General features: G+C 66.1%; 17 protein-coding genes and 1 riboswitch. Of the genes, 9 read left to right on the top strand and 8 right to left on the bottom strand.

Translation table 11 applies throughout. The annotated features are described in order from the left end of the window. Nucleotides 1-45: 45 nt before the first annotated feature. Together ACS5PJ_RS09135 and ACS5PJ_RS09130 are read left to right on the top strand one after the other, a co-directional pair. On the top strand, nucleotides 46-909 hold the full coding sequence (locus ACS5PJ_RS09135; RefSeq protein ID WP_439434592.1) for a PHP domain-containing protein: 864 nt from the start codon (nucleotides 46-48) through the stop codon (nucleotides 907-909). 94 nt (nucleotides 910-1,003) lie between these two features. Then, nucleotides 1,004-1,387, top strand: coding sequence for a hypothetical protein (locus ACS5PJ_RS09130; RefSeq protein ID WP_439434591.1), 384 nt, complete (start codon nucleotides 1,004-1,006; stop codon nucleotides 1,385-1,387). A 30-nt stretch (nucleotides 1,388-1,417) separates the two neighbouring features. On the opposite strand, the gene ACS5PJ_RS09125 is transcribed toward ACS5PJ_RS09130, so the two are convergent. The 4 genes from ACS5PJ_RS09125 to thiE form a co-directional block, all read right to left on the bottom strand. Next, on the bottom strand, nucleotides 1,418-2,296 hold the full coding sequence (locus ACS5PJ_RS09125; RefSeq protein WP_439434590.1) for a DNA-methyltransferase: 879 nt from the start codon (nucleotides 2,294-2,296) through the stop codon (nucleotides 1,418-1,420). 8 nt (nucleotides 2,297-2,304) lie between these two features. Continuing rightward, nucleotides 2,305-4,020: a DEAD/DEAH box helicase gene (locus tag ACS5PJ_RS09120; protein WP_439434589.1), complete on the bottom strand. Its 1,716-nt coding sequence runs from the start codon at nucleotides 4,018-4,020 to the stop codon at nucleotides 2,305-2,307. A 289-nt stretch (nucleotides 4,021-4,309) separates the two neighbouring features. Further along, the gene (locus ACS5PJ_RS09115) at nucleotides 4,310-5,806 is read right to left on the bottom strand and encodes an RNB domain-containing ribonuclease (RefSeq protein WP_439434588.1); all 1,497 of its coding nucleotides are present in this window, start codon (nucleotides 5,804-5,806) and stop codon (nucleotides 4,310-4,312) included. A gap of 78 nt (nucleotides 5,807-5,884) precedes the next feature. Beyond that, nucleotides 5,885-6,643: a thiamine phosphate synthase gene (gene thiE, locus ACS5PJ_RS09110; protein WP_439434587.1), complete on the bottom strand. Its 759-nt coding sequence runs from the start codon at nucleotides 6,641-6,643 to the stop codon at nucleotides 5,885-5,887. Nucleotides 6,644-6,670: 27 nt separating this feature from the next. Continuing rightward, nucleotides 6,671-6,791: riboswitch (TPP riboswitch) on the top strand. On the opposite strand from thiE, the gene thiO reads away from it, so the two are divergent. From thiO to ACS5PJ_RS09090, 4 genes are all read left to right on the top strand, one after another. Further along, nucleotides 6,786-8,057 (top strand): glycine oxidase ThiO, encoded by a 1,272-nt coding sequence (gene thiO, locus ACS5PJ_RS09105; protein WP_439434586.1) that lies wholly within the window; start codon nucleotides 6,786-6,788, stop codon nucleotides 8,055-8,057. Its footprint overlaps the riboswitch before it by 6 nt. After that, a complete protein-coding gene (thiS, locus tag ACS5PJ_RS09100) occupies nucleotides 8,054-8,290 on the top strand; it encodes a sulfur carrier protein ThiS (protein WP_439434585.1) in 237 nt (78 codons plus the stop codon). The genes thiO and thiS overlap by 4 nt, the downstream gene beginning before the upstream one ends. Before the next feature lie 4 nt (nucleotides 8,291-8,294). Beyond that, complete coding sequence (locus tag ACS5PJ_RS09095) at nucleotides 8,295-9,116, top strand: thiazole synthase (protein WP_439434584.1); 822 nt, start codon at nucleotides 8,295-8,297, stop codon at nucleotides 9,114-9,116. A 59-nt stretch (nucleotides 9,117-9,175) separates the two neighbouring features. After that, nucleotides 9,176-9,841 carry a 4a-hydroxytetrahydrobiopterin dehydratase gene (locus ACS5PJ_RS09090; RefSeq protein ID WP_439434583.1) on the top strand — a complete coding sequence of 222 codons (666 nt, stop codon included), beginning with the start codon at nucleotides 9,176-9,178 and terminating at the stop codon, nucleotides 9,839-9,841. A gap of 52 nt (nucleotides 9,842-9,893) precedes the next feature. Here the strand turns inward: ACS5PJ_RS09090 and ACS5PJ_RS09085 are convergent, their stop codons facing one another. From ACS5PJ_RS09085 to ACS5PJ_RS09075, 3 genes are read right to left on the bottom strand one after another with little or no spacing between them, the layout of a single operon-like run. Then, on the bottom strand, nucleotides 9,894-10,196 hold the full coding sequence (locus tag ACS5PJ_RS09085; protein WP_439434582.1) for a hypothetical protein: 303 nt from the start codon (nucleotides 10,194-10,196) through the stop codon (nucleotides 9,894-9,896). Nucleotides 10,197-10,208: 12 nt separating this feature from the next. Next, nucleotides 10,209-10,433 (bottom strand): DUF3107 domain-containing protein, encoded by a 225-nt coding sequence (locus ACS5PJ_RS09080; RefSeq protein WP_354146065.1) that lies wholly within the window; start codon nucleotides 10,431-10,433, stop codon nucleotides 10,209-10,211. A gap of 51 nt (nucleotides 10,434-10,484) precedes the next feature. Next, entirely contained in the window at nucleotides 10,485-11,147 is a 663-nt protein-coding gene (locus ACS5PJ_RS09075; RefSeq protein WP_439434581.1) for a TetR/AcrR family transcriptional regulator, read from the bottom strand. Nucleotides 11,148-11,231: 84 nt separating this feature from the next. Here ACS5PJ_RS09075 and moeB point away from each other — a divergent pair, with 84 nt between their 5' ends. Beyond that, a complete protein-coding gene (gene moeB / locus ACS5PJ_RS09070) occupies nucleotides 11,232-12,431 on the top strand; it encodes a molybdopterin-synthase adenylyltransferase MoeB (protein WP_439434580.1) in 1,200 nt (399 codons plus the stop codon). 159 nt (nucleotides 12,432-12,590) lie between these two features. Here the strand turns inward: moeB and ACS5PJ_RS09065 are convergent, their stop codons facing one another. After that, nucleotides 12,591-13,904, bottom strand: coding sequence for a glutamyl-tRNA reductase (locus ACS5PJ_RS09065; RefSeq protein WP_439434579.1), 1,314 nt, complete (start codon nucleotides 13,902-13,904; stop codon nucleotides 12,591-12,593). A 157-nt stretch (nucleotides 13,905-14,061) separates the two neighbouring features. Here ACS5PJ_RS09065 and hemE point away from each other — a divergent pair, with 157 nt between their 5' ends. Together hemE and hemG are read left to right on the top strand one after the other, a co-directional pair. Then, the gene (gene hemE, locus ACS5PJ_RS09060) at nucleotides 14,062-15,180 is read left to right on the top strand and encodes a uroporphyrinogen decarboxylase (protein WP_439434578.1); all 1,119 of its coding nucleotides are present in this window, start codon (nucleotides 14,062-14,064) and stop codon (nucleotides 15,178-15,180) included. Between the two features lie 4 nt (nucleotides 15,181-15,184). Next, on the top strand, nucleotides 15,185-16,681 hold the full coding sequence (gene hemG, locus ACS5PJ_RS09055) for a protoporphyrinogen oxidase (RefSeq protein ID WP_439434577.1): 1,497 nt from the start codon (nucleotides 15,185-15,187) through the stop codon (nucleotides 16,679-16,681). Nucleotides 16,682-16,754: the final 73 nt, after the last annotated feature.

Below are 16,754 nucleotides of genomic sequence, written 5' to 3'. Positions count from 1 at the left end.
GCCGCGCGCCCGCGCCAGGCTGACGGGGTGAACTAGGCTGGGCTGGTGAGGATCGACCTGCATGCCCACTCCAACGTTTCCGATGGCACGGAAGCCCCCGCTGATGTGATGGCTTCGGCCGCCCGGGCAGGCCTGGACGTCGTCGCGCTGACGGACCACGACTCCACCGACGGCTGGGCGGAAGCATCACGCGCGGCCTTGGAGTGCGGGGTGGCACTTGTACCGGGCATGGAGGTTTCCTGCCGGACTGAGCTGGGCATCAGCGTCCACCTCCTGAGCTATCTCCATGATCCGGCCCACCCGGGGCTGCTTGAGGAAATCACCAAAGCCAAGGACGCCCGGCTGACGCGGGCTGAGCGCATGGTGACCCTCCTGGCAGAGGACTACCCGCTGACCTGGGATGACGTCATCCACCACGTGGCGCCGGGCGCCACGCTCGGGCGGCCGCACATCGCCGACGCCCTGGTAGCTGCCGGAGTGGTCTCGGACCGGGCCGAGGCTTTCGCATCGATCCTGACGTCGCGTTCGCGCTACTTTGTCCAGCACTACGCACCCGACCCCGTCACCGCCGTCGAGCTGGTCCGCGCGGCCGGCGGTGTCCCCGTCTTCGCGCACCCGGTTGCTTCAGCGCGCGGCCGGATAGTTGGCGAGCGGACCTACCGGGACATGATCGACGCCGGCCTGGCCGGCCTCGAGATCGACCACCGGGACAATCCCGCGGAAGGCCGGGCCTTCCTCCACAAGCTCGCGGAACGCCACGGGCTCCTCGTTACGGGTTCCTCGGACTACCACGGCACGGGCAAACCCAATCTCCTGGGGGAAAACCTGACGGCTCCGGCGGTGCTGGCCCGGATCGAGGAGATGGCCACGGGAACGCCGGTGGTGCGCGGCGAAACTACAGCATCTTGACTAAGAGCCCCGGCTGAGTAACCTTGCGATTGCCGGGGTGCGGCTGTTCGAACCGCGACAAGTGTTCGGTCTCTCATCAACTAGTGGAGACATCATGATCAGGAAATTTCTAGCCATTGGCGCGGCAGCGTTCGCGCTGATGTTTGTCGCTCCTGCCGCACAGGCACTTCACTGTGAGAACGTCAGCCGCCCTGTGGACACATCCCATGCGAAAGCAGTCGTTTTGGACTTCGGCACCGTCTACGTGCAGGGGAACTGGGTAGTGCTCCCCTTCGAACCGGATGTTTGGATTTTCGTTCCCCCGGGAACGTTGTCGCTCATCGGCGTGACAGACTCGGTGACACCCGCCGGTCAACAGGGCAATTACATGAACGGTGCGGGGCTCACGCTGCTGGCAAACATGTGTGCAGGCAACGGGCTGGCTTTGGATAACCGCCAGACTGGGCATGGCATCCAAGTGGGATGTGCTGCTCCCTGACCGCGAGAGCCCGCATGAGGGATCAGGCTTTCACAGCTCTTTTGCCGGGAACGAAGTGAACTCTGCGTGGCCCCCGAGCCGCTTCGCCATCACATCGATGGCAGGCTGGTTCTGGTCCACGCAGACAAACTTCCGGTCCAGCTTGGCCGCTACGGCCCCCAGGGTTCCCGAGCCGGCGAAGAAGTCCAGGCACCAGTCGCCCGGGCGGCTTGAGGCTGCCACCACGCGGCGGATGAGCCCCTCGGGTTTCTGGGTGGGGTAACCGGTTTTTTCCTTGCCAGTGGGGGAGACAATGGTGTGCCACCAGACGTCTGTGGGCAGTTTTCCGAGTTCGCGTTTTGCAGGGGTGACCAGGCCAGGGGCCATGTAGGGCTCGCGGTCCACTTCGGCGCTGTCGAAGTGGTACTTCGCCGGATTTTTCACGTAGACCAGGATGTTGTCGTGCTTGGTGGGCCAGCGGAATTTCGCGCGCGCGCCGTAGTCGTAGGCCCAGATGATCTCGTTGAGGAAGCACTCCCGGCCGAAGATGGCATCGAGCATGACTTTGGCGTAGTGGACTTCACGGTAGTCCAGGTGAAGGTAGAGCGTGCCGTCGTCGGCCAGCAGGCGCCACGCCTCCACGAGCCGTGGCTCGAGGAAGGACCAGTAGTCGCTGAACGCATCGTCGTAGCGGTGCAAGGCGCCCTTGATGGTGTCGTAGGAGCGGCCCTTGAAGCCCACGCGGTCGCCGTCACCGTCGGTGGTGAGCACCATCCGGGTTTCCTGGCGCTTCTGGACCCTGCCGGTGTTGAACGGCGGGTCAACGTATATCAGTGTGAAGGCGCCGTCCGGCAGCGTGGGGAGGAACTCCGCGTTATCCGCGTGAACCACCAGGTTGCTGCCGTCCGGCGCCCAGACGGTGTCAGTCATTGAGGTTTTTAGGCCTCGGTGCTGCCGGGAAGCGAGCCGTTGTCCGCACCGGCCACCACTTCGCCGTTGCGGCGGCGCGTCCGTGTCCGGCTCCGGCGGGTACGTGAGGGCTGCTCGGCCTCGGACGGTGCCGTTGCCGGGCTTTCGACGGCTGGGCCGGTCCCTGCCGCCGCGGCTTCTGACGGACGACGGCGGCGCTCACCTGAGCGGCCGGCCGAATCGCCGGTGCCGCGGGAGCTCCGTACGCGGTCGCGGCTGGTGTCACGGGCACCATCGCGGGCGCCGTCACGTGGGCCGGCGGACCGTGTGTTGCTGTCCCGTCCGCTGCTGCGCGTGTTCTTCTTTCCGGTTTCGCCCAGGTCCTCCAGGACCTCGGCATCAACCCCGGCGAGGGTGCGCTTATTGCGGGGGAGGCGCCCCTTGGTTCCCTCCGGAATGTCCAGTTCTTCGAAGAGGTGCGGCGACGAGGAGTACGTCTCCACCGGCTCAGGGACGCTCAGGCCCAGTGCCTTGTTGATCAGGCCCCAGCGGGGCATGTCGTCCCAATCGACGAAGGTCACTGCGGTACCCTTGTTGCCCGCGCGGCCGGTGCGGCCCACACGGTGCAGGTAGATCTTTTCGTCCTCGACGCACTGGTAGTTGATCACATGCGTCACGTCGTCGACGTCGATGCCGCGGGCGGCTACGTCTGTGGCAACGAGAACGTCAACCTTGTTGTTGCGGAACGCGCGAAGGGCCTGCTCGCGGGCGCCCTGGCCGAGGTCGCCGTGGATGGCTGCGGCGGCGAAGCCGCGGTCCACGAGTTCCTCTGCCACCTTGGCGGCGGTGCGCTTGGTTTTGGTAAAGATGATGGTGCGGCCACGGCCACGTGCCTGCAGGATACGGGCAACAACTTCGATCTTGTCCATGCTGTGGGCACGGTAGATGAGCTGGCGGATGTCGCGCTTGGTCAGACCCTCGTCATCGGGGTCGGCGGCGCGGATGTGGGTGGGCTGCGTCATGTAGCGGCGCGCCATGGCAATGACGGGGCCGGGCATGGTGGCGGAGAACAGCAGGGTCTGGCGGACCGCAGGGGTACCGGCGATGAGGGTCTCGACGTCGGGCAGGAAGCCCAGGTCAAGCATCTCGTCAGCTTCGTCCAGAATGACGATCTTGACGTTCTTCAGGCTCAGGTGCTTCTGCTTGTAAAGGTCGATCAGGCGGCCGGGGGTTCCCACCACAATCTCGACGCCCTTCTGCAGGGCCTCCACCTGGGGCTCATACGCACGGCCGCCGTAGATGGTGGTTATGCGGGCGTTGCGCTTGCGGGACGCGGTCTGGAGGTCGTTGGCCACCTGCACTGCCAGCTCGCGGGTGGGGACGATGACCAGGGCCTGGGGGGCGCCCGGGACGGCGAGCTTGTCAAAGCCGGCGTCGTCCGGTCCCACCACGCGCTGCAGTGCGGGGATGCCGAAGCCGAGGGTCTTGCCGGTGCCGGTCTTGGCCTGGCCGATGATGTCATGGCCTGACAGTGCCACCGGCAGGGTCATGGCCTGGATGGGGAAGGGGTGGGTGATCCCGGCGTCAGCCAGGGATTCCACGATGTCGGCGCGGACGTTGTAGTCCGCGAAGGATTTCTCCTCGATCTCGTGCGGCTTCTCGTCCGAGATGATGGTCTCTTCCGGTTCGAGGGTCTCGATGCCGGAGTCGTCAGTCAGCAGTTGGTGGGTATGCAATTCACTCACAGGGGAGTTTCCTTATTCATTTGGGCATTGGCGCTGCCTGCTCAACGGGCCGGCCGAAGCCGTTCCGGAGCACGCTCGAAGCGCGCAAGCAAATCCAGTGGAAGCCGATCGCGGGCTATCTAAATGCTGGCACTGGTGACCAACTGGTACATCTCAAGATCGCGTAGGGGCGGGCTTGTTGAATTCAAAATCAAGGAAATCAACGACCGGGCATCCATTTCTACTTCTTCAGTCTAGCCGTAAGGACCCCGAATACCGGTTTCAGCCACTTCAAACCGGGCGCGGAAGGCTATGCCAGCAGTTCGAAGTGGACCTCACGGGCGGCGATGTCCGAGGAGATCAGGCGGACCCTGACCTTGGTGCCGGATTCCATGTCACCGGCGCACCGGGCTGTCACGGCGGGTTCGGCGATCTGGATGATCCCTGAAGGCCCATTGCCGTTCTTCCCGTTTCCGTTCTTCCCGTTGCTGCTCTTTCCGTTCCCGATATCCTTCTGCGGTTTGGAACCCGAAATCACAATCGCATCAAAGTCCTGCCCGATGTGGTTGACCAGCAGGGCAGCCTCCACGGTGTCCAGGGCCATGCGCTCCATCCGCGCCGCCAGCTGATCAGATCCTGCCATGATCTCCGGCAGGGAGGGCAGTGCCTCCCGGGCCCAGTCCGGAACCGGCCGGCCGTTGCTCAGGGCCTCGCAGATCACCAGGACAAAGCGGTCGATCAGCCTGCGCAGCGGTGCAGTGGTGTGGGCATACGCGGCGCCGATGGCCGACTGGATGGCGTCGTCCGGGACAGTTCCGTCGAACGCCGTGTAGCTCGCACCACGGAACAGCATGCCGGCGGAGTGCAGGATGGCAAGCTGCCGGGGGTGGGTCGGATCGAGGCTGCGGAGGTATTCGCCGTAGCTGGTTTTCCCGTCCCACGGCTTGCCCAGGGCCTCGGTCTGGATCCTGAAATGCCGCAGCGACCTCTCGTCCGGGGCCGGCATGGTGCGCAGGATTCCCACTTTCCCGTCAAGCATCAGCTTGGCGGCCGCCATGCCGGTCATCAGCGAAATCTGGGCATTCCAGTCCTCCACCGGAAGCTGGGGCGCCGCGGCAATCCGGTAGCCGCCGTCGGGCAACTGGACGATTTCCTGTTCGGGCATGTTCAGGCTCGCACCGCCGCGCCGGCGCTCCAGCTCAACGCGCTTCAGGCCCACTTCCTTCAAGAGCTGCAGCACCGGGTTGTTTGATCCGGCATCGAGTTCGGCCTGGACGCCCTTGTAGGAGAGCTTGGCCCGGCTGGACATCCTGGCCCGCCGGACGGCCACAGAAGATACCTGTGCGGCGTCGTCCAGTTCAAACTCCCAGACAAACGCCGAGCAGAGCTGGCCGGCCAGGAGGCTCCCGGCCCCTTCGCTGATGACCTCCGGGTGCAGCGGGATACGGCCGTCAGGGGCGTAGAACGTCTGGCCCCGCCGTCGCGTTTCGGCGTCCAGGCCGCCACCGGGGCGGACGAAGGAAGGGACGTCGGCGATGGCGTACAGCACGCGGTACCCGCCGCCGTCGCGCTCGATGAACAGCGCCTGGTCCAGGTCGGTGGACGACGCCGGATCGATGGTGAGGAACTCGATGTGCGTCAGGTCGGCTTCGGGCAGTTCGTGGGAGGCGACGGCGTCCTCGGCATCCCGGACGGCCTCCTCCGGGTAGGGCCCCGGCAGTTCCAGCTCAGTCCGAAGCGCACTTAGAGCCGCCTCAAGGGCGTTGGTGTGTTCGCGGACATAGGGAGCCAAACGATGATGTGACACAAAAGTCAGATTAGCCCGGTTTCCTCAGATCGTGCACGCGTTGACCCGCCGCGCGGGGGATTGTCAGGCAACGCGGTGTCAGGCGGCACCCGCGTCCAGAGCAGCCAGGAGTGCCGCGGCCGCAGCCGCCGGGTCCGTGGCCTCTGTGATGGCACGCACCACCACAATCCTGCGCGCCCCGGCCGCCACCACCTCTTCGACGTTGCCCAGGTCGATTCCACCGATCGCGAACCAGGGAACGGTTTCCTGGTCCCCGCCGGCCGCCCGCACGGCCTCGGCTGCATACTCCACCAGCTCCAGCCCGACGGCGGCCCGGCCGGGTTTGGTGGGTGTTGCCCAGACCGGCCCGACGCAGAAATAGTCCAGGCCGCCGTCGGGCGCTGCCAGTGCCGACGACAGCCGAATGGCGCCTTCCACCTGTTCCGGGGTATGTGTCGAAAGCCCGATCACTCCGTTTCCGCCAAGCAGCGAGCGGGCGGATGCCACCGGCAGGTCCTGCTGTCCGATGTGGAAGACCGGCGCGCCGGACAGAAGGGCGATGTCCGCGCGGTCATTGACTGCCCAGAGGCGCCCGTGCCGCTCGGCCGCCGCCCGAAGCACCGCCAGCAGCTCCAGTTCCTCGGCGGCCTCGATCTCCTTGTCGCGGAGCTGGATGATGTCTACGCCGCCGGCAAATGCCGCTTCCACGAACTCGCCGAAGTCCCCCCGGTCCCGGCGTGCATCGGTGCAAAGGTACAGCCGGGCGCTGCGGGGGAGTCCGCTGCCGGAATCCGGTGTGGAGCCCGCCGTGGAAGGAACGGCGGAGGGACCTGAAGAGGGTGTGGAAGTCACGTTCATGGAAGCCAGCCTAATTCCCCTAAACTGGGCGGGTACTGCGGGAGCCCGTTGCAGCCGTCATAAAGCTGCCGGGCTGAGAGGGCGTCACAGCCGACCGCTTGACCTGATCCGGCTAATACCGGCGTAGGGAAGGAACCCCTTGATGCTTCACGCTGAGAAGACACTTCGGGCTGACGTGGCCGTGATCGGCGGCGGAGTCATCGGCCACTGCATTGCCTGGGAGGCGCGGCGCTCGGGACGTTCCGTTGCCCTGATTGACGACGCCCCGGGGCAGGGCGCCAGCTGGGCGGCTGCCGGCATGCTGGCCGCGGTGAGTGAACTCCACTACCAGGAGGAAGACCTCCTGGAGCTGATGCTCGAATCCTCAGGACTCTGGCCTGCTTTTGCAGCGGACCTTGCCCGCGCAGGAGCAGCGGATACCGGCTACCTGACGACTCCCACCCTTGCTGTCGGGGCGGACGCTGCGGACCGGCGGGCCCTGATGGACCTGCGCGCGGTGCAGCAGGCCCACGGCCTGCAGGTTGAACCGCTCACCGTCCGCGGCGCAAGGCTCAAGGAGGGCCTCTTGAGCCCCGCCATTTCCTGTGCCCTGGAAATTGCCGCTGACCACCAGGTGGATCCGCGGAAACTGGTGGTGTCCCTGCGGGAGCTGCTTGCCACCCATGGGCCCGGCGCCGTAACCGCAGTTGACGGGGCCACCGGAGGATTCGCCGTCGATGAGCGCGCCGGGTCCCTTCTCTGGGAGAACGGCCGCGTCGCAGGCGTGGGCCTGGGACATGGCCGAACAGTCCAGGCCACGGAAACCATTGTGGCCAACGGGTTGCAGGCGCCGACCCTGGGCGGCTTGCCGGCGGGACTGCACCTTCCCCTCCGGCCTGTCTACGGCGACATCCTGCGGCTGGCTGTACCCCGGCACCTCCGCCCGCTGGTCACTTCCACCGTCCGAGGGCTGGTCCGGGGCGTGCCGGTCTACATCGTTCCGCGGCAGGACGGCTCAGTGGTGATCGGGGCCACCCAGCGGGAAGATACCGTGTCCGCTTCGGAGGAGTCCCTCACAGCGGACACCGCCGTCTCAGCGGGCGGCGTCTACCAGCTGCTGCGTGACGCCCAGGTCCTGGTCCCTGCGGTCTCGGAGCTGGAACTCCTGGAATGCACGGCCAGGGCGCGGCCCGCCACCCCGGACAACGCACCGCTCCTTGGCCGCGTACCCGAGATTCCTGGGCTGATTATTGCCACCGGCTTCTTCCGCCACGGCGTGCTCCTGGCTCCGGCGGCGGCCGTCATCTGCCGTGAGCTCATGGACGGCCGGGAGGACCGGCGCTGGGCCGCCATGAGCCCATCAAGGTTTTCACGCCCGGAGACCCCCGGCCACGACGTGCCGGACGCGATCGACCACCAAAAGGAACCAGCATGATCATCACCCTCAACGGTTCGCAGCATGCCGTAGCCGACGACGCCTCAATTTCCACCCTGGTCAGCCAGATCACCGGCCGGCCGCTCGCCGCCAATGGCCAGGCGACTGACGGGAAGAAACTCGGCGTCGCCGTCGCGCACAACTCCGAAGTAGTACCCCGCAGCCAGTGGTACGTCACAGCGCTCGCCGAAGGTGACGACGTCGAACTGGTCACCGCAGTCCAAGGAGGCTGACACCATGACAGAAACCGGCACCATCCCAACACAGGGAACAGAACAGCCAGTGCATGGCGACCCCCTGATCATCGACGGCGTCGAGCTCGGCTCCCGCCTCATCATGGGCACGGGCGGAGCCCCCAGCCTGGACGGGCTGGGCGCAGCCCTGCTGGCGTCCGGGACCGAGCTGACCACCGTGGCGATGCGCCGCTATTCGCCCGCCGAATCGGGGTCGTTGTTCCAGCTCCTGGTGGACCACGGCATCCGGATCCTGCCCAACACTGCGGGCTGTTTCACCGCCCGCGACGCGGTGATGACGGCAGAACTGGCACGCGAAGCGCTGGAGACCGACTGGCTAAAGCTGGAAGTCATCGCGGACGAACAGACCCTGCTGCCGGATGCCGTCGAGCTGGTGGATGCCACTGAACAGCTCGTGAACCGTGGCTTCAAGGTGTTCGCCTATACCAACGATGACCCCGTCCTTGCACTGCGCCTGGAAAACCTGGGTGCCACCGCCGTGATGCCGCTGGGCGCCCCTATCGGCACCGGCCTGGGCATCCTTAACCCGCACAACATCGAACTGATCGTCTCGCGTGCCTCGGTTCCGGTGGTCCTTGACGCCGGCATCGGGACGGCGTCGGACGCCGCGCTGGCCATGGAACTGGGCTGCGATGCCGTGCTGCTGGCCACTGCGGTAACGCGCGCCCAGAACCCGGCCCTGATGGGCGAAGCCTTCAAACACGCCGTTATCGCCGGTAGGCTGGCGAAAGCGGCCGGCAGGATACCGCGCCGTGAGCACGCCTTGGCATCATCGGCCATGGAAGGCCGGGCAGAGTTCCTCTAGGCCGGCCCCTGGTGCCGTCCGCCGGGCCGGGCTCTGGAGTACTAGCCGAGGAGTCCGCCGTGGCCGGCAAGGAAGACATACTCACCCGTGAACGGATCGACGCTGTCCTGGCTGCACTGCCGGACTGGCGGTACCGGCTGGGCGGGCTGGTGACTGTCTACAAGGCGCCGACGTCGGCCGCCGCACTCGAGCTGATTGCCGCCGTCGGACGTTCCGCGGAAGAACAGAACCACCATCCCGACCTGGACTGGCGGTACAACCGGGTGTTTATCCGCTTGACGTCCCACGACGCCGGGGGCCAGGTCACCGAGCGGGATGCGGCTGCTGCGCAGGCAACGAGTTCCGTGGCCGAAGAGCTAGGGGCAGAGGCGCAGCCGGGGCTGTTCCGCACGGTGGAGATAGGCATCGACACCGCGGACCCCGGCGAGATCGCCGAAGTGTGGCGCGTGGCGCTGGGGTACAGGAAGGGGCCCGGCGGGGACCTCGTGGACCCGTACGGCCGTGGGCCCAGTGTGTGGTTCCAGGAAACGCCCACGCCCAACAGCAACAGGCTCCATGTGGATGTCCACTGGAGCCTCGCCGAATCCGCGCCGGTCCTGGACAAGGCGGCGGCAGCCGGAGCCTTAATGAACCGTGACCACGCACCTGATTGGGTGGTGGTCACGGATGCCCAAGGAAACCGGCTCTGCCTGTGCACCGAGGCGGGGCACCAGCCGGAGCACTGATTCCGGAGCATTGATTCCGAAGAAGTGCAGCCTGCTTTACAGCCGGTTCCAGCTACAGCTTGAGAGCCTGCGTCAGCCGCATGGTGTCCTGGCGGGTGCGCGTGCGGCCAAGGTAGATGACAGCTCCGATGGCTGCTGCGGTCCCCAGGACCATGGGCAGAATCCAGGGGATCCATGTCAGGCCGGGCAGGTAGCCAAAACCTGCGGCCATGAAAATGATCCAGCTGAACGCGCCCACGGCAACGGCAATTCCTGCGGGCAACCCCATGCCGTACCTGGTATGGCGTTTGTCATTGGCCCAGACCACAAAGCCTGCAGCCGCGCTCACGAGGACAACTATGGTGAGTGAAAGCATGGGTGCCCGCGGTCAGAACTGGCCGAAACCGACGCGGCGGGACTCTTCGGCACCGATTTCCACGTAGCCCAGGGCATTGCCGGGAACGATGATGACGCGGCCCTTGTCATCCTTCAGGCGAAGCTCGCTGCCCTTCGTAATTGCCTCCTCGACAATTTTGGCAATGGCGTCGGCGTCCTGGTTGGATTCCAGGATGATTTCGCGGCCAATATTCTGTACGCCGATCTTAATTTCCAATGCAGGGCCTCCCAGCCAATCAAAAATTTATTAGTGTCTCTTATTTGTAGTCTAGGTCTCTTTGGGAAAGCGCGAGATTCCGCGCCAAGCTAAACGGTAAATGAGGTCGCTGGCCACATCCAGGTCAAGATCACCGTCTGTTTCCAGCCAGTAGCGGGCGCTGACCTGGGCCATTCCGGCCAGTCCGCGGCCCAGCAGCTGGGCTTCCAGGTGCGGGAGCTTGGTGTCCTCGGCGATGACCCGGGCCACGGCATCAGCGAAAGTCTTGTTGAACGTTTCGAGCCTGGAGCTGACGTCGGGATCGTTGATGAGGTCTGATTCAAAGACCAGCCGGTGGGCCTGGTCGTCGCTGGCGATAAAGCGGTAATACGCCCGCATCACGGCCTGGACGCGTTCGTCGTTGTCTGTGGTGGAGTTCAGCGCGCCAAGCATCAGATCCGTCAGGGATGCGAGATGGCTGTCCAGCAGGGCAATGTACAGCTCGCGTTTGGAAGGGAAGTGCTGGTAAAGCACAGGTTTGCTGACATGGGCCGTCTCGGCGATCTCGTCCATGGCGGCGCCGTGGTAGCCGTTGGCTACAAAGACCTCCTGGGCCGCGGCGAGCAGCTGCGCGCGGCGCTCATCCCGGGGAAGCCGGGCCGATCGTTGTCCGGTGCGCGGAGGTACGGCAGGTTCGCCGCCGGACGCCCGGTCAGCCCGTGCTTCGTGGACCACAGTTGTCCTACTTTCGCTTGCAGTTATCTCCACTTTACTGTGCGGTAATATGACCGCGCGGTATCTGGGGGCATACATTGAAGTATGGCTTCAACATTGACCCCAAATGTCTCCCCTGTTTCCCTCGAACCGCTGGTGGAGCCCGCCGGTGAACTTACTCCGGCCGAGGTGGAACGCTATTCCCGGCACCTCATTATTCCTGAAATCGGGGCTCTGGGGCAGCGGCGGCTGAAGAACGCCAGGGTCCTGGTCATCGGCGCCGGGGGACTCGGCTCGCCGGCGCTCCTCTACCTGGCCGCCGCCGGCGTCGGGACGCTGGGAATAGTTGACGACGACTCCGTTGACCTCAGCAACCTGCAGCGCCAGGTGATCCACGGAGTTGCTGACGTGGGCCGGCCCAAAATCGAATCCGCCCGGGACGCGATCGCCGCGCTGAACCCCCTAGTGGAAGTCCGCCTCCATCACCTCAGGCTTGACGCCTCCAACGCACTGGAGCTGTTCGAAGACTATGACCTGATCCTGGACGGGGCAGATAACTTTGCCACCCGCTACCTGGTCAATGACGCCGCGGCCATCCTGGGCAAGCCGTATGTGTGGGGCTCCATCTTCCGTTTCGACGGCCAGGTCAGCGTCTTCTGGGAAAAGCACGGACCCACCTACCGCGACCTGTACCCGGAGGCGCCGCCCGCCGGGTCCGTGCCGTCCTGCGGTGAAGGCGGTGTGTTCGGGATGCTCTGCGCGGCCGTGGGATCCCTGATGGTGACTGAAGCGGTGAAGCTGATCACCGGCGTCGGGCGTTCCCTCCTGGGACGCGTGGCCCTGTTTGACGCCCTGGGCGGCAGCTGGCGTGAGATCCGCGTGTCCAAGGACCCGGCGGCTGAACCCATCACGGAACTGACGGATTATGACGCGTTCTGCGGAATCGCGCCGGCCGCTGACACCGATACCGAGCACACCGTCACTGCCACGCAGCTGGCCACCATGCTGGCATCGCGCAAGGCCGGCCTGAAGGACTTCGAACTGGTGGATGTCCGCGAAAGCGGCGAACACGAGATTGTGAACATCGACGGCTCGGTGCTGATCCCGCAGGGCCGCATTCTGGCCGGGGAGGCCTGGTCAGAGCTGCCGCAGGATAAGGACATCGTGTTTCACTGCAAGGCCGGAACCCGGTCGGCCAACGTCCTGGAAGCCGCGAGGAAGGCCGGCTATCAGCGCGTGAGCCATCTCGACGGCGGCATCCTGGCCTGGGTTCGTGACGTGGAGCCGCAGAAGCCGGTCTACTAGCCACACCCAGTCAGCAACGCTCTCTCATTTAACGTCGGTTAAGCAGCAACGCTCTGGCACTTTCCGCGGCCCGATCGGTAACGCTCGCGCACTTTTCTGACGGAAGTGAGAGAGCGTTGGCGAGAAAGGCGCAGGAAATGAGAGAGCGTTGGCGTGCGCTCAGGCGGTTTCGAGGCCTTTGTGGTCCACCGGGCATTCCGCCGGGGCCGGAACAGCCGGCTGCTCGACGGTGATTCCGTAGAGGGTCTCAAGGGCTGAGACGTAGTCGTCCTGCTGCCCGTTGGCCGCCAGCTCGCGGGCACGCACCGTGGGTACGTGCAGCAGCTGCTTGACCATCCGGCGGAGGGCGAACTCCACTTCCTCGGCGGCCGCTGTGCAGCCATGGCGCGCACGAACCTTTTCCATTTCGGCGTCGAGGACATTCATGGTGTGCCGTCGGAGCGCAACGATGGCCGAGTCCACTGACCGGACCTCCCGCTCCTGTTCAAAGGCCCGGGCTGCGCCGGAAACGATGCCGCTTGCCTGGGACAGCGACTCGGCCTGTTCCTGCGGTGCCGCCAAACGAACCGATTCCAGCGTGAGCAGCTCAACGCCGTCGAGCTCTCCCACTTCCGGGTCAAAGTCGTGGGTGAGGGCAAGATCAATGGCGATCAGCGGCTGCGGTGACTGCGCGCGGATCTGGGCCAGCTCTTCAGCCTCCACGCGGGTGTCGGAACCGCTGCAGCCGATCATGACGTCTGCGGCCGCAACGGCCGGCCGGAGCGATTCTGAATCCAGCGAGGTGCCGCCGCGGGTGGCGACAAAGCCCTCTGCGCGGCCTGAGGAGGAGAAGACAGAGATGTCGGTGCAGCCGCGTTCACGGAGGAGTGCCATGGTGGCACCCGCGTACGCTCCCGTACCGAACACCACGACTTTCTTCGCTGACCAGTCGGGGTTCTCGGAAAGGTCCGTCGCAAGGTCCAGGGCGACGGAAACGATCGAGAGTCCCCGTGATCCGAGGGCGGTCTGGGCCCCGACGTCCTTGGCGGTTTTGGAGGCGGCCTGGAAGAGGCGGACAAGGCCCGAACTTGCGGTGCCTTCGTGCTGGGCGGTGATGAGGGCGCGCCGGACCTGACCCGCGATTTCGCGCTCACCGACGACGGCGGAATCCAGCCCGGCGCTGACGGCGAAGAGGTGCTGGGTGACCTCGGAACCGGTCCGGGTGCTGAAGGAGCGCGAGACAAGTTGTTCGTTCAGGCCGCTCAGGCCGCTGATCTGCGAAACGAGGGCCGCCCTGGCCGCTTCGACGTCGTCCGGATGAGGCGCCTCGCCGTAGATTTCGTAGCGGTTGCAGGTGGCAAGGACCACCGCACCCGTCACTGCCGGCGATCCGGAGAGAGCGGATGTGGCGACCTCTGAAGCACCGTTGCTCAACTGAGCAACGGTCTCAAGATCGATGTCGGCGTGTGTAGCCACCAATGAGAAAAGAACCACAGCAGATCAATCATAGCTTTTTCGTTGCCCGGTAGAACAACCATGGAACGTGGGACCGGCAACAGGGCTCTGTGATTCATGCCACTGGCCGGGCCGGGAAGGGCGGGGTGACAGGTTGTCGTTATCTTTTGCGCCCGAATTTGGGGACAATCGGAGCATGACTTCCAGCTCCGCCGTGTCCCACGCCGTGTCCAATGCCCTGCCCGACGGCGGCGCCCTTCCCGACGGCCACCCGCTGATGGACGGGCGCACGGCGGATTCCCCGCTGATCACCGCGTACCGCGGCGGCAAGCCGTCCCGGCGTCCGGTGTGGTTCATGCGGCAGGCCGGGCGCTCCCTTCCGGAATACCTGAAGGTGCGCGAAGGGGTGGCAATGCTCGACTCCTGCCTGCGGCCTGAGCTCGCATCCGAGATCACCCTGCAGCCCGTCCGGCGCCACGACGTTGATGCTGCCATCTTCTTCTCGGACATCGTCATCCCGCTGAAGCTCGCCGGCGTCGGCGTGGACATTGTTCCCGGCGTGGGACCGGTGCTGGAGAAGCCGGTGCGCACCGCGGCCGATGTTGCCGCCCTGCCGCAGCTGACCTGGGAAGCGCTGGAGCCCATCCGGGAAGCGGTCCGCCTGACGGTCGCGCAGCTCGGCAAGACCCCGCTGATCGGTTTCGCCGGCGCACCCTTCACGCTCGCGGCGTACATGGTGGAAGGCAAGCCGTCCCGCGACCACCTGGGCCCGCGCACCATGATGCACGCGGACCCCGAAACCTGGACCGCCCTGGCCAACTGGGCAGCCGACGCCTCGGGCATGTTCCTGCGTGCCCAGCTGGAAGCAGGCGCGTCCGCGGGTCAGTTGTTTGATTCGTGGGCCGGTTCCCTGGGACTGGCCGATTACACCAAGTACGTGGCGCCCGCTTCGGCGCGCGCCCTGGACCACGTCCGCCACCTCGGCGCCCCGCTGATCCACTTCGGCACCGGAACCTCCGAACTGCTGGTTGCCATGCGCGACGTCGGCGTGGATGTGGTGGGTGTGGATTACCGCCTTCCGCTGGACGAGGCCAACAGGCGCCTTGGAGGTACCGTCCCGCTGCAGGGAAACATCGATCCTGCCCTCCTCTCCGCACCGTGGGAGGTCCTTGAAGCCCACGTACGCGAAGTGATAGCGGCCGGAGCCGCGGCACCCGGCCACGTGCTGAATCTCGGCCATGGCGTGCCGCCCGAAACCGACCCCGCCGTGCTGACCCGGGTGGTCGAACTCATCCACTCCATTTCCCCGGAGTAGACCTGTGGGCAGCCCGACGAAGCCCGCCCGGACAGCGCTCGTCCTGGGCGGCGGAATCTCCGGCCTGCTGGCCGCACGGGAATTGGCCGCTGCGGGCCTCACCGTAACCGTTGTGGAAGCGACGGAAAACTGGGGCGGCTGCGTGGGCAGCCATGTTGTGGCCGGCCTCACCCTGGACAGCGGGGCCGAGTCCTTCGCCACGCGTTCGAGTGCCGTTGCGGATCTTGTCCGTGAGCTGGGGCTCGCGGGAAAGATCGTTGAGCCCCGGCCCGGCGGTGCCTGGGTGCAGCTTCCCGATGGGCCGAGAGAACTGCCAAAGACCGGGGTGCTGGGTATTCCCGCCAACCCGTGGGATCCCGAGGTCCGCCGGTCCCTGGGGTTTGTCGGTTCGCTGCGGGCGTCCTTGGACAGGTTCCTGCCGGCCTCGGTTGGCGCGTCCAAGGATGTCAGCAGTGTCTCGGCGTTGGTGCGCGCACGGATGGGACGCCGGGTGCTGGACCGGCTTGTGGCGCCGGTGGTGGGCGGAGTGCACTCCGCGGACCCCGGCCTCCTCGACGTGGACATGGTTGCTCCCGGCCTGCGCGCCGGAATCCGCAGCCATGGTTCCCTCGCCGCCGCGGTGGCCGCCCAGCGGAGCAGGCCTGCTGCCCTGCCGGCGGCGCTGCCGCCGTCGGGAGCTTCCGGTTCCTCCGACGCCGGCAGGCGGCCACTGGCCAAGGCGGGTTCCGCCGTCGCGAGCCTCGAAGGCGGCATGCACACCCTGATCTCCGCCCTCGTCGCCGACCTGCAGGGCCGCGGCGTCACGCTGAAGAGCGGCTCAGCCGCTAAAAATGTCGCACGTGCAGGGGACGGGTGGCGTGTTACCGCCGCGGACTCAACGTACGACGCCGGCCTGCTGGTGGTGGGCCTCCCAGGCCCGGCCGCCGTCGGGCTGCTTCAGGCGGCCGTGCCCGCGCTGGCCGGCAGAAGTCCGGAAAGCGGTCCCGATGTCCGGCTGGTCACCCTGGTGGTGGACGTACCTGAGCTGGACTCACGGCCGCGGGGCACCGGGATCCTCGTTGCGCCCCAGGCTCCGGGCATTGAAGCGAAAGCCCTCACGCACGCCACTGCGAAGTGGGACTGGCTGGCCGCCGCGGCAGGTCCCGGAACCCACGTGCTGCGGCTCTCCTACGGCCGCCTGGAAGGACCTGCCACTGCCGGTGTCCGGGCAACTGGTCCAGCGCCGGCCAGCGACCCGGAGCTCCTGGCTGCAGCCCTGAGCGACGCGTCGGCCCTGCTGGAGGTCCAGCTCGACCGGAAAGACGTCGTTGACTGGGACGTGGTCAGATGGGAAGGGGCGCTGCCCTTCGCGGCCGTAGGGCACAAGGCGCGGGTGGCCGAGGTTCGGGCCCTCTGCGCCGAACAGCCAGGCGTTGCCATCGTTGGCGGGTGGGTGGCCGGCAACGGACTCGCCGCCGTGGTGTCCGACACACGCCAGGAAATTCAAAAACTGCTCGGCTGACCATCGCCCCTGTTCAACGGAAGGTTGGGCCTGCGGGGACGCCGGCGCTGGGTTTTTACGGTTTTCCCTCCTC

This window comes from Pseudarthrobacter cremeus, assembly GCF_051857465.1.
Lineage (GTDB): Bacteria > Actinomycetota > Actinomycetes > Actinomycetales > Micrococcaceae > Arthrobacter.
The sequence above is the reverse complement of the archived record's forward strand: the minus strand, read 5'-3'. Positions and strand labels throughout refer to the sequence as shown.

What these genes read in the sequence shown, in the direction of transcription:
- ACS5PJ_RS09130 (WP_439434591.1), top strand. Translation starts at nt 1,004, where the DNA reads ATGATCAGGAAATTTCTAGCCATTGGCGCGGCAGCGTTCGCGCTGATG.
- ACS5PJ_RS09125 (WP_439434590.1), bottom strand. Translation starts at nt 2,296, where the DNA reads ATGACTGACACCGTCTGGGCGCCGGACGGCAGCAACCTGGTGGTTCAC.
- thiE (WP_439434587.1), bottom strand. Translation starts at nt 6,643, where the DNA reads ATGAACGTGACTTCCACACCCTCTTCAGGTCCCTCCGCCGTTCCTTCC.
- thiO (WP_439434586.1), top strand. Translation starts at nt 6,786, where the DNA reads ATGCTTCACGCTGAGAAGACACTTCGGGCTGACGTGGCCGTGATCGGC.
- thiS (WP_439434585.1), top strand. Translation starts at nt 8,054, where the DNA reads ATGATCATCACCCTCAACGGTTCGCAGCATGCCGTAGCCGACGACGCC.
- ACS5PJ_RS09095 (WP_439434584.1), top strand. Translation starts at nt 8,295, where the DNA reads ATGACAGAAACCGGCACCATCCCAACACAGGGAACAGAACAGCCAGTG.
- ACS5PJ_RS09085 (WP_439434582.1), bottom strand. Translation starts at nt 10,196, where the DNA reads ATGCTTTCACTCACCATAGTTGTCCTCGTGAGCGCGGCTGCAGGCTTT.
- moeB (WP_439434580.1), top strand. Translation starts at nt 11,232, where the DNA reads ATGGCTTCAACATTGACCCCAAATGTCTCCCCTGTTTCCCTCGAACCG.
- hemE (WP_439434578.1), top strand. Translation starts at nt 14,062, where the DNA reads ATGACTTCCAGCTCCGCCGTGTCCCACGCCGTGTCCAATGCCCTGCCC.